8 protein-coding genes are annotated in these 11700 nt (G+C 65.4%); 6 read left to right on the top strand and 2 right to left on the bottom strand.

The genetic code is table 11. The annotated features are described in order from the left end of the window. Nucleotide 1: 1 nt before the first annotated feature. Nucleotides 2-736 carry a TetR-type transcription factor C-terminal domain-containing protein gene (locus AC07X5_RS05560; RefSeq protein WP_409958316.1) on the bottom strand — a complete coding sequence of 245 codons (735 nt, stop codon included), beginning with the start codon at nt 734-736 and terminating at the stop codon, nt 2-4. A gap of 257 nt (nt 737-993) precedes the next feature. Here AC07X5_RS05560 and AC07X5_RS05565 point away from each other — a divergent pair, with 257 nt between their 5' ends. Next, nucleotides 994-2112 (top strand): carboxypeptidase regulatory-like domain-containing protein, encoded by a 1119-nt coding sequence (locus AC07X5_RS05565; protein ID WP_494769322.1) that lies wholly within the window; start codon nt 994-996, stop codon nt 2110-2112. A 14-nt stretch (nt 2113-2126) separates the two neighbouring features. Here AC07X5_RS05565 and AC07X5_RS05570 read toward each other — a convergent pair whose 3' ends face one another. Further along, entirely contained in the window at nt 2127-3863 is a 1737-nt protein-coding gene (locus AC07X5_RS05570) for a hypothetical protein (protein ID WP_494769323.1), read from the bottom strand. An 802-nt stretch (nt 3864-4665) separates the two neighbouring features. On the opposite strand from AC07X5_RS05570, the gene AC07X5_RS05575 reads away from it, so the two are divergent. The 5 genes from AC07X5_RS05575 (at nt 4666) to AC07X5_RS05595 (ending at nt 11697) form a co-directional block, all read left to right on the top strand. Continuing rightward, complete coding sequence (locus tag AC07X5_RS05575) at nt 4666-5982, top strand: M12 family metallo-peptidase (RefSeq protein WP_494769324.1); 1317 nt, start codon at nt 4666-4668, stop codon at nt 5980-5982. A 165-nt stretch (nt 5983-6147) separates the two neighbouring features. Continuing rightward, nucleotides 6148-6756 (top strand): hypothetical protein, encoded by a 609-nt coding sequence (locus AC07X5_RS05580; RefSeq protein ID WP_494769325.1) that lies wholly within the window; start codon nt 6148-6150, stop codon nt 6754-6756. After that, nucleotides 6753-8513 carry a type I secretion system permease/ATPase gene (locus AC07X5_RS05585; protein WP_494769326.1) on the top strand — a complete coding sequence of 587 codons (1761 nt, stop codon included), beginning with the start codon at nt 6753-6755 and terminating at the stop codon, nt 8511-8513. The genes AC07X5_RS05580 and AC07X5_RS05585 overlap by 4 nt, the downstream gene beginning before the upstream one ends. Before the next feature lie 21 nt (nt 8514-8534). After that, a complete protein-coding gene (locus AC07X5_RS05590; RefSeq protein ID WP_494769327.1) occupies nt 8535-10280 on the top strand; it encodes a type I secretion system permease/ATPase in 1746 nt (581 codons plus the stop codon). A 58-nt stretch (nt 10281-10338) separates the two neighbouring features. Then, entirely contained in the window at nt 10339-11697 is a 1359-nt protein-coding gene (locus tag AC07X5_RS05595) for an HlyD family type I secretion periplasmic adaptor subunit (protein WP_494769328.1), read from the top strand. Nucleotides 11698-11700: the final 3 nt, after the last annotated feature.

Here is an 11700-nt window from a genome sequence, read left to right on the forward strand (position 1 = left end):
CTCAGGCCTCCCTTATGAACAGTGCCAGCGCCTCACCGGTCAGCTCGTCCAGCGATTTGCCTCCCTTGGGGGCAAACCACTGCACAGCCCAGTTGAGGGCGCCAAAGAGGAACAGTCGCGCCACGCCCGGTGCGGCCTGCAGGGCGCCCTGGCGGGCCAGGGCTTCGAGCGTGGGCATCCAGGCGGCCTCGTAGGCATCCTTGACGCGGCTGATGCCCTTGCGCTGGGCGGGCGTCAGCGAGCGCCATTCGTACAGCATCACCGGGATGAAACCGCTGCGCGGGCCCAACAGGATTTCGAAGTGGTGGCGGATCAGCACGCGCAGCTGTTCCCGCGCTGTGGCCGTGGGGGGAAGGGCGGCCAGCGCCTGCTGCTGGCTTTGCAAGGCCATGACCATGCCTTCGTTCATGACGGCGTGGAGCAGGGCCCCCTTGCTTTCGAAATGGTAGAAGGGCGAGCCGCTGTGCATGCCCGCGGCCGCCGCGATGTCGCGCGTGGTGGTGGCCGCAAAGCCTTTGGTCAGAAACAGTTTGGCCGCCCCATCCATGAGCTTGCGGCGGCGATTGCCGTCATCGACTTCTTCGGCCGTCTTGCGCGGGCGGCCGCGGGGGCGCCGCGGCTCCTCGGAGGCGGCGACCAGGGTCTTGCGGGTGCGGGCAGCGACAGGCGCAGGAGAGGATGCAGGATCCAGTGGAACGGGGAGGGGACGCTTGCGCCGGGCAGCAGGGGTTTCCATGCGCTGCACGATAGCAAAACACTTTATTTTTAGCAAGCGTTTGCTTTGTGAAAATAACACGCTGCATCCTCGGCCTGCTGCATCCCCGCTGCAGCGCGAGGGCCAATACAAATTTGTTCCGAATGTCCGGTGCACCTGCCGCGTGGATGCGGCCGTGCTGCCAAAATGCGCCTGAAGGTGGTTTTGCCATGGTGCCACCTGGGGCATGCCATGGCATCCCGCACGCTTCGCGTTCCATTCAATGAGGGGCAGGTTTCATGAACACATACGGCATGGGCCGCTGGGCGCGCGGCGCCGTCATCGCCACGTCGGCAATCCTGGTGCTTGGAGTGCAGGCGCAGGTCATCGATTTTTCCGGCACCCGCGGCGCGGGCGTCAACAAGACGGATGTGCTGTTGGAAAACCTGCGCCTTCAGGTGCCGGTGGCCAATCCGCAGCAGCCGGGCACCACGACCCTGGTGGAGTCCAACTACAACGTCCTGTTCCGCTTTGACCCTGTCACCCTGCACCTGGTGCCAGTAGGTCTGCAGCAGACTGGCGGGGCTGGCGCGGTGCCGTGCGCGGCGGCTCAGGTGACGGTGTTCGATGCGCTGCGCGGCGCCAACCAGCCGCTGGCTAATGCATCGGTGACGCTGGGCACGCGCACGGCCACCACCAACGCACAGGGAGTGGCTTCTTTCAGCGGCCTGGCGCAGGGCTTTTTCACCGTGGCCGCGACTGCAGCCAACTACGCCTCTGCCAGCCAGACCGTGCTGCTCAGCTGCTCGGCCACCAACCAGGTAGCGGTGGCCCTGTCGCCGGCGAGCGGTGGCCTGGGCGGCCTGGCCGCTGGCCAGTTCCGCACCATCCTGACCTGGGTTGAGAATCCGCGCGACCTGGATGCGCACATGACGGGCCCCTCGGCAGGCGATGCCGCACGCTGGCATGTGTACCACGGTGCCAAGACCGGTGGAGACATGTGCGCGCTGGAGGTGGATGACACCTCGTCCTACGGCCCGGAAACCGTGACCTGCCCGCCTACGGCGAGTACGGGAACTACCGCGACCACGCTGCGCCCCGGTGTCTACCGCTACTCGGTGCACCACTATGCGGGAGCGGGCAGTCTGGGTACGTCGAATGCCAATGTGCGGCTCGAGCTGTCCAACGGCCAGTCCTACACCTTCACGCCTCCTGCGGGTCCCTACACGGGCACGAACAACGTCTGGACGGTGTATGAGCTGACGGTGCTGTCCAACGGCGCGGTGAGCGTGGCACCGGTCAACGCGGTGGCGCAGGGCGTATCGTCCGGCAGCGTGGCCCGCCAGGTGCCTATCGTGGAAGGCTCAGGCCTGGGCCTGTCGGAAAGCCCGGCGTTGTTCATCAACCTGGTGAAGTAAGCTGCTGCGGCGCGTCAGGCTGCAGGAGAGGAGCGGCCGGTAAGCGCTGCGCACGGTGCTGTTGGCGCGTCCTTGAAAAGATCTCCAGGTCCGGCCCAGCGCGTGCGGGCAACCGCAGCACCCTGTGCAGGTGCAGTGTGCGCGGGGCCGGATGCGGCAGGCCATGTCAGCACAGGAGAGTAGGACAGCTGGCCATCCGCGTGCGTCACGCGGACGCGAAAGCAACCATGCGGCTGCTTGTCCATGCGGAGCTGGCCCTGGCCCGGCACGGCCGTCGCAGTTCCATTGGACAGCACGGCAAAGCTGGTGCCCGCCGGCGCAGCCAGCTTCCATTCCAAGGCCTGGCGGTAGGCGTCATAGCCAACGTCCACGGACAATTCCGTGGGAGCCAGGCGCTCGCGCCAGCGCTGCACCATGGCGGGGATCTCGGCGTGGATGTCCTCCATGCCTTGCTGTTGGTTGTTGTAGCGCAGGACCGGCTGGGGGAACGGGGCCTGCGCATAGGCTGCCAGGTCCGACTCGTCGGCCACCGATAAAGGAGGGGGGGCGGTCCGCCCCATGGCCGGGCGCAGGTGCTCCAGGCCCTGCACAAACCAGGCGGGCACCGCTGGATCCCCCCAGATGGCAGTGGGGGCATCACGCTCCAGATAGGCGCTGCCAATGGCCCGGAACAAGGTGTTGCCGGGCAACGCGGCTTGAGCCACAGGGCGGGACTGCAGCCAGGCGGGCACGACCACGGCCAGCACGGCGGCCAGGAGCGCGGCCTGCACCCACCGGGGGCGGCCGTGCCATGCGTGCGCCAACGCCAGGGCGCAGCCTAGGGAGAGCGCAGCCCAGGGGATGATGAAGTACCGCTCCGACAGGCCTGGAAAGCGCACCAGGGGCAGCAGCGGAGCAAACAGCCAGAGCGGCAGCAACACGGCCCAGGACAGAAGCAGCCCGCCCGGGGGCTTTCCATGCCGCCATGCGGCAGCCGCCGCCAGCACCGCCAGGCCCGCAAGTGCGACCAACGGGGCGCTCCAGAGCATGGCCGGAACGATGGCGAAGGCCGTCGCAGCATCGGTGAGGAGGGTTCCAGGGAAATCCGCTGCGGGCGTGTATCCGCCCACCAGCGTGCCCAGCATGTAGCCCCGCCAGGGAACGTACAGTGCCATGGCGAGCAGCCAGGGCCAGGCCACCGCCAGGCGCTGCCGGAAACGGCCTATCGGCAGCAGCAAGGGAATGAAGCCCAGGGGGACGAAAACCTCCTTGGCCGTGATGGCCGCGGCAAAGGCAAGGGCCGCCAGCCAGCGCAGCGGGCGGGGGCCGCCGTCCAGGGCGCGCACGGCCCACCAGATGGCCAGTAAGAAGAGCAGCAGGCCTTCCAGGTACTGCCGCACCATGAGCAGTTGTGCCGCCTGGGCCACTGGCACGCCCACCAGGAAAATGGCTGGTGCTGCAAGCGCCGCGGCATCTCCCGCCCAGCGGGCGGCAATGCGGTGCAGCAACCAGGCGCATCCGGCCAGCGTCAGCAGGTGGTGGACGAAAAACCCCCGGGGCTCGTAGCCGAACAGGGCCATGTCCAGGTCATAGGCGAGCGAGAGCCAGGGGGTGAGGCTGAAGGGTATCAGGGCCCTCCACGCGGATGGCACGGTGAAGTACTCCAGCGGTGCATAGCGCTGGGCATGCAGCAGGATGGCCGGATCGTCACAGCACCACCACAGCTGCAGGCTGTTTCCGTAAAGCGCAAACACTGCGCCAATGGCCAACACGAGAGAGGCGATGGAAAGCGTCAGGGGCCTAGGCAATCGGGATGTCCAAGAGATGGTCGGGGGAGGGCGCTCCATTGTTACCCATAGGGGGAGGCCGCCCTGCACTGTAGGCCATGAGGGGACAGGCCGGCCGGATTGCCGGGGTAAATGGGCCTCGCATTGCGTCGCAATCGTATAAGGGGTGACTGTATGTTCCGTTCCGCAGGGCGGCGATAGCGCTTTTTGCTTCTGTTTTGGGAGCAAGAGAGCCTCTTCCTGCAAGGCATTGGGCCGATCAAAATGCTCCAATCCTTGCGGCCAGCATTTCTGGGCGCAGCCCCTGTTTAACAGAGACATTGCAGGGTTAATGCGACAAGGCCGGGGTGGCGGTGATAACGTGGGCGCATGAACAACACACCGAACCAAACCCCCACGCCCCCGTCCTCGGGACTTGATCCTCAAAAAGTGCGCGCCGACCTGGAGAACATCTTCCGCCAGGCCGCGAAGACGCAAGGTCAGGCGCCTGCCGAGAAGCCGGCAGGCCAATAAACCAGGCTCCATAAGCTGCGCCCACGCCGCCCCGGCCCGCACCGTGGCCCGGCGGCGTTTTCCTTGGTGGCGTTCCAGGCTTTGGCGATAGGGGCCGCTCACCACGCAATGGTGCCCATTGGTTTTCCATATCGTCCGTGTGGGGGCGCCGGTGTAGAGTGAGGCGACGTCCTGTCCTACGGTCAGATGTCGCGGTCCCTCCCCGGCTTGGGGCTTGCCTTGCGGTGGGCCGGGGCGGTATCCGGCATATGGCCTTTCGCTAGAAAGCCCGCCCATGGCCACCGTTTCCGACCTCCAGCGCATCGTGTATTCCGGTAATCCGCAGGCCGATGCCCTGCTGGACAAGCCATCACCGTGGAACTTCTTTCCCGATGGCCGCAAAGTGCTTTACTACACCTTCGATGCCAGCCCTGGAAGCGTGGCGGCTTCGGATGCAGGGCGTCCGATCACGGCATTCAATGCGGCGCAGCAGCAGGCAACGCGGCAGATACTGCAGCATGCGGCGGCCGTCACGGGCATCACCTTCGCCGAGGTGGGCAGTTCCGCCCAAGCCGATCTGCATTTCGTGGCCACGAACATTCCGGGCGCATCGACGGCCGGACTGGCCTCCACCTTCTACAACTACAGCTACAACGGCAGCCAGACCCTGACCCAGCTCAATGCAGAATCGGTGGTGTACCTGGACAACGTGGAGCATGCCGGCATCAACAACCAGCCTACGGCGGGTGGTGCTGGGTACGAGGTGCTGCTGCATGAAGTGGGGCATGCGCTGGGACTGGCGCACCCGTTCGACTCCTCCCGGCCACTTCCGTCGGCGCAGGACAATACCAACAACACCGTCATGTCGTACACGCGGGCCGGCCCCTACAAGACCACCTTCCAGGCCTTTGACCTGCTGGCCCTGGACTGGATCTACGGGCGCGATGGACTGGGCGGCACCTGGGGCATGAATTCCACGAACGGGCCGACGCTGAATTTCTCCAGCCAACCCAGCGGCACCGCCGGGCCGGACGTGTTCACCAGCACCCAGGCCAATGAGACCTTCAATGGCGCAGGCGGACTGGACACCCTGGTGGCGCATGGCGCCCGGGGCGGCTACTCGCTGACCCGCAAGGACGGCGGCTGGCAACTGGCCGATGGCACGGCAGGACGGGACGGTACCGACACCTTGCTGCAGATCGAGCGCGTGCGTTTTTCGGACCGCTCCGTAGCGCTGGACCTGGATGGGGCTGCCGGCACGACAGCGCGCCTGCTGGGGGCGCTGGTCGGCCCGGCCGGGCTGGCCAGCCGGGAGCTGGTGGGCGCGGTGCTGGGCGTGGTCGACTCGGGCGCATCGCAATTGCAACTGGCGCAACTGGGCCTGAACGCCATGCTGGGCGCCTCGGCGACGCCGGAGCAGGTGGCGGCGTTGCTGTTCGGCAATGTGGTCGGGTCGCCGGCCGATGCCGCCACGGTGCAGTTGCTGGCCGGTTTGGTGCGGTCGGGTGCCTATACCAATGCCTCGCTCACGGTGGCGGTTGCCAATCTGGACATCAATGCGGCCCATATCGACCTCGTAGGGCTGAGCTCGCGGGGGCTGGACTACGCCTGACCACGCCGGGCGCCAGGTGCTTCGGCATCGGCTCTTCCCCGGGCCACGTAGCCGGTATCCGGGTCGCGCCTTCTGTTCCCTGTGACGCAAGTCACTCCGGCGGGTCGGAAGCCTTGGTTTGCGATAGAAAAATTCATATAGGAACTGCTACACTCCGCTTCCTATATGAATTCCTTCCTGCGCATACCGCTGAACGCTACACCCGAGCAGGTGGAGCGGCTGCGCGCATTGCAGACAGGTTTTTCCAAGGTCTGCAATGCCATTGCGCCCGTCGTGCAGCAGACCCGGGTGTGGAACAGGGTGGCCCTGCACCACCTGACCTACCGGCCGTTGCGGCAACAGTTTCCCGAGATGGGCTCGCAGATGGTGTGCAATGCCATCTACTCCGTGTCCCGCACAGGGCGCCTGGTCTTTCAGCACCCTGCCAGCCCCTTCAATCTTTCGCGCCTGGGTGACAAGCCGCTGCCCTTGCTGCAGTTCGCCGACACCTGCCCGGTGTACTTCGACCGCCATACGCTGAGTGTCAAGGCGGGGCAGCTGTCCATGTTCACCCTCGATGGGCGCATGCGCTTTGAACTCGCGCTGCGCCTAGAAGACGAGGCGAGCTTCCATGAGAAGAAGCTGCGCGAGATTGTGCTGTCCAGGCGTGCGGATGGCATCTACGAGTTGTCGTTCCTGTTGGGTGATGAGCCCGAGGGAAAGGACGCGCGCCCGGACATGCCCGCGCATGACGGCGAAATTCCCGAATACATCATGGTCCGAGAGACAGTATGAAACCCAACGCCCCTCCCTCTGAACTGCGCCAGGCCATATCGTCCTTGCAGCCCTACTTCGTCCGCGCTGGCTGGTTCAGTGTGTTTTCCAGCCTTCTCATCCTGGCGCCGTCGGGCTACATGCTGGAGGTGTATGACCGCGTGGTGAACACGCGCAACCATACGACCTTGGTGATGCTGACCTTGATCGTGCTGGGCGCCTACGTGTTGATGGAGGTGCTGGAGTGGGCGCGAAGCGAGGTGATGCGCGCTGCGAGCGTCGAGTTCGACCATTCGCTGAGCAACCGGGTTTTCGGCGTGATCTTTGACGCGAGCCTGCGCCGTTTGCCGGGTGGTTCGCAGCAGCCGCTCAATGACTTCCGCTCCGTGCGGGACTTCCTGTATTCGCCCGCCCTGCTGGCCGCGATGGAGACGCCCATCGCACTGGTGATGATGGTGCTGCTGTTCATGATCAGTCCCGTGCTGGGCTGGACTTCGCTGGTGTTCGGGGTGGTGCAGGTGGCGGTGGCGTGGTTCAACGAGCGCGCTACCAAACCCCCGTTGATGCAGGCCAATGGCAGCGCTATTGCTGCCCAGCAGTACGCCGACGGCGCCTTGCGCAATGCCGAGGTGATCGAATCCATGGGCATGCTGCGTGACACGCACAAGCGCTGGCTTGGCAAGCAGCAGGAATTCCTGCGGTTGCAGGCCCTGGCCTCCGAGCGTGCCGGCGGCTTCCAGGCCATCTCCAAGCTGGTGCAGAACGTCCTGGGTTCGCTGCTGCTGGGGATGGGCTGCTGGCTGCTGTTGCGCAATGAGCTCAATGGCGGTGCAGGGATGATGATCGTTGCCTCCATTCTCGGGGGCCGCATGCTCGCCCCGCTGGTGCAGGTGGTGGCGCAGTGGCAAACGGTGGTCCACGCGCGGGATGCATGGATGCGGCTGGACCAGTTGCTGACCGCCCTGCCGGCACCGATGCAGGGTATGGCACTGCCCGCCCCGCGCGGCCTGCTGCAGGTCGAGCAACTGATTGCATCGGCCCCCAACTCCCCTGGCCACATCCTGCGTGGGGTTGGCTTTTCGCTGGTCCCTGGAGAGGCGCTCGCCGTGGTGGGGCCCTCTGCTTCGGGCAAGACCACTCTGGCCCGCTTGCTGGTCGGGCTGTGGCCCGCCGCCGGTGGCAAGGTGCGGCTTGACGGTGCCGATGTGCATGCCTGGAGCAAGGCAGAGCTGGGTCCCTACATGGGGTATCTGCCCCAGGGCGTGGAACTGTTCGAGGGCACGCTGGCCGAGAACATCGCCCGGTTTGGCGATGTGGACATGGACAAGGTGGAGGCCGCTGCCCGTGCCGTGGGCCTGCACGAATTCATTCTTTCCCTGCCGCACGGGTATGACAACCCGGTCGGGCAGGACGGTGCCAGGCTGTCGGGTGGCCAACGCCAGCGCGTAGGGCTGGCGCGGGCGCTGTATGGTAACCCGGTCTTCGTCGTGCTCGACGAACCGAACTCCAGCCTGGATGAGCAAGGCGATGCTGCTCTGAACCTGGCGATCGAAGGGGCCAAGGCACGCGGTACCACCTTTGTCATCATGACCCACCGCATGAGTGTACTGGCTGTGGTGGACAAGCTGCTGGTGCTGCGCGATGGCACCCAGCAGGTCTTCGGCCCGCGCGACGAAGTGCTGGCAGCGCTGCAAAAGGCCGCACAGCAGGCCCAGCCCGGGGCCCAGGCTCCGGCACCACAACCCGGCCCAGCTGCATCCGCACTGGCTGCACCCTGATACCCACGCGAGTTCACATTCATGAAGAAGACGGGTTTTTTCCACCGCAGCGAGCTGGCTGAGGTCCTGTGGTCCTTCCGCAGGGAGTTCATCGTGGTCGGCATCTTCAGCATGGTGGCCAACGTGCTCATGCTGGCGCCTACGATGTACATGCTGCAGATTTTCGACCGCGTGATGTCCAGCCGCAGTGACCTGACGCTGATCGCGATGTCGCTGATCACGCTGTTTCTGTTCCTTGTGATGGCCTTTGCCGAATGGATGCGTTCGCGCGTGCTGGTGCATGCGGGGGTGCGGCTCGACGGGCTCCTTGGCACGCGCGTGTTCAATGCCAGCTTCGAGTCGCGCCTGGGCCAGTCCGGTGCCTCGGTGGCCCGCGCATTCAGCGACCTCATCCAGATCCGCCAGTTCCTCACGGGCAATGGCATTCTGGCGTTCTTCGACATTCCCTGGGCGCCCATCTACCTGGCCGTGCTGTTCTTCCTGCACCCTGTGCTGGGCTATGCGGCGCTGGTCTTCGCCGCCATCCAGGGTGCCCTGGCATGGTTCGGCCATCGCCACACGGTGGCGCCATCGGAGGCCGCATCCAGGGCCGTTGCAGAATCGGGCACCTACCTGCAGAGCAAGCTGCGCAATGCTGAAGTGCTGGAGTCGATGGGCATGGTGCACAACCTGCGGCCCCATTGGAAGGCGCGGCATGACAAGGGCCTGGATCTGCACGGCCATGCGCAGGCCCTTTCCCACAAGATCAGCGCCTGGAGCAAATTCATCCGCTACAGTCAGCAGTCTCTGGCGCTGGGCCTGGGCGCACTGCTGGTGATCGATGGCCAGTTGTCCCCCGGGGGCATGATTGCTGCCAACGTGCTGATGAGCCGTGCGCTGGCGCCCATCGACATGCTGGTGGGAACATGGCGCGGCTTCATCGGCGCGAGGGGGGCTTTCGGGCGCCTGGAATCGCTGCTGGAGACCCACCCCGAGCGCGACCCGGCCTTGTCCCGCGTGGCTCCGAAGGGCGCAATCACGGTGCGCGACCTTGTTGCAACTGCTCCGGGCCGTCCCCTGCCTATCCTCAAGGGTGTGAGCACTTCGGTACAGGCCGGCACGGTGACGGTGGTCCTTGGCCCCTCGGGCTCGGGAAAATCCACGTTGGCACGTTGCCTCATGGGGATCTGGCCGAATGTGTCCGGCGAGGTGCTGCTGGACGGGTTGCCCATCGATGGCTGGGACCGCCACGAACTAGGTCCCCATCTGGGCTACCTGCCGCAGGACATCGAGCTGTTCGAAGGCACGATTGCCGAGAACATCGCCCGCTTCGGCGAGGTCGATCCCGAGAAGGTCATTGCCGCAGCGCGCAGCACCGGCCTGCACGAAATGATTCTGCGTTTTCCCAAGGGCTATGACACGCCCATCGGCGAGGCGGGAAATCTGCTCTCAGGCGGTCAGCGCCAGCGTGTGGGCCTGGCCCGGGCCGTCTATGGCGATCCGGTGCTGGTGGTGTTGGACGAGCCGAATGCCAACCTGGATGACGTGGGTGAAACCGCCTTGGTGCAAAGCGTGCTGCAGCTCAAAGCCAGGGGCTGCACCGTGTTCCTGGTGACGCACAGGCCCGGGATTCTGGCGGTTGCCGATCGCCTGCTGATTCTGCAGGACGGTGAGGTCCAGGCGGACGGGCCGCGCGATGCCATTCTGAATGCCCTGCGTGCACAGGCTGCCGCACAAACGCCGCCGCCTGCCGCCGCCACGGGCGGACTGCAACCAACACCTGCCTGAGTGCGCGCCCGGGTGCCACTCGCTGTTTTATTGAACCCTCTTTCTGTCGGGTACTGACATGGTCAAATCATTGTTTCCTTTGAATAAAAAGCCGGAAGCCTCGCTCGATGCCATCGAGGCGGCCATGCGTTCGCCTGCCGGCTCGGCCCGGCCGGGCCGGCTGGGCCTGTGGGCGCTGGCCATCGGTTTTGGCGGCTTCTTGCTGTGGGCTGCCTTCGCACCTTTGGACGAAGGCGTTCCGGCCGCAGGTATCGTCGCCATCGACACCAAACGCAAGGCGGTGCAGCACCTGAGCGGCGGCATCGTCAAGGAAGTGCTGGTGCGCGAAGGCGACGAGGTCAAGGAAGGCCAGTTGCTGATCCGCCTGGATTCGGCTGTGGCACGTGCCAACTATGAATCCGTGCGCCAGCGCTACCTGGGGCTGCGCGCCATGCAGGGGCGTTTGCTGGCGGAGCAGGGCAATCTGCCCAGCATCAGCTTCCATGCCGACCTCCAGGCCGCGGCCTCGGATCCGCTGATTCGCCAGCAAATGCAGAACCAGGAGCAGCTGTTCCAGACCCGGCGCAGCCTGCTGCGCTCCGACCTGCAATCCATCGAGGAAAGCATCCAGGGCCAGGAGGGCCTGCTGCAGGCCTATGACGGCATGCTTGCCAGCCGCAAGAGCCAGTTGTCGCTGCTCAATGAAGAGCTGGGTAACCTGCGTGGCCTGGTCAAGGAAGGCTATGCGCCGCGCAATCGCCAGTTGGAGATGGAGCGCATGGTCGCCGACTCCAGCACCGCGATCGCCGACCTGGTGGGCAACACGATCCGGGGCCGCCGGGCTATCGGTGAATTACGCCAGCGTGCCCTGTCGCGCCAGCAGGAGTACCGCAAGGAAGTGGAAACCCAGCTGGCGGAGGTGAGCCGCGAGGTGCTGTCGGACAACGAAAAGCTCCATGCCGTCACCGACGACCTGGGGCGCACCGAGATCAAGGCGCCGGCAGCCGGCCAGGTGGTGGGCTTGGCCATCCAGACCGTGGGTGGCGTGATCTCTCCCGGACAGAAGCTCATGGACATCGTGCCCAGGGATGCGTCCCTGCTGCTGGAGGCGCATGTGGCGCCGCACCTTATCGATCGCGTGCACTCCGAATTGCCGGTGGACGTGCGCTTCTCCTCCTTTGCCCATTCCCCCCAACTGGTGGTGGACGGGAAGGTGGTGTCTATCTCCGGGGACTTGCTCACCGAGCCACAGACCAATGTCAGCTACTACCTGGCACGCATCCAGGTGACCCCCGAAGGCATCAAGAAGCTGGGCAAGCGCCAGTTGCAGCCCGGCATGCCGGTGGAAGTGATCTTCAAGACCGGCGAGCGCTCGATGCTGACCTACCTGCTGCACCCGCTGACCAAGCGCTTGGCGGCATCCATGACCGAGGAGTGAAGC

The sequence above is a fragment of the Acidovorax sp. GW458-11-26-14-TSB4 genome, assembly GCF_059423865.1.

Coding starts and splice junctions, on each gene's coding strand:
- AC07X5_RS05560 (WP_409958316.1), bottom strand. CDS start 736: ATGGAAACCCCTGCTGCCCGGCGCAAGCGTCCCCTCCCCGTTCCACTG.
- AC07X5_RS05565 (WP_494769322.1), top strand. CDS start 994: ATGAACACATACGGCATGGGCCGCTGGGCGCGCGGCGCCGTCATCGCC.
- AC07X5_RS05575 (WP_494769324.1), top strand. CDS start 4,666: ATGGCCACCGTTTCCGACCTCCAGCGCATCGTGTATTCCGGTAATCCG.
- AC07X5_RS05580 (WP_494769325.1), top strand. CDS start 6,148: ATGAATTCCTTCCTGCGCATACCGCTGAACGCTACACCCGAGCAGGTG.
- AC07X5_RS05585 (WP_494769326.1), top strand. CDS start 6,753: ATGAAACCCAACGCCCCTCCCTCTGAACTGCGCCAGGCCATATCGTCC.
- AC07X5_RS05590 (WP_494769327.1), top strand. CDS start 8,535: ATGAAGAAGACGGGTTTTTTCCACCGCAGCGAGCTGGCTGAGGTCCTG.
- AC07X5_RS05595 (WP_494769328.1), top strand. CDS start 10,339: ATGGTCAAATCATTGTTTCCTTTGAATAAAAAGCCGGAAGCCTCGCTC.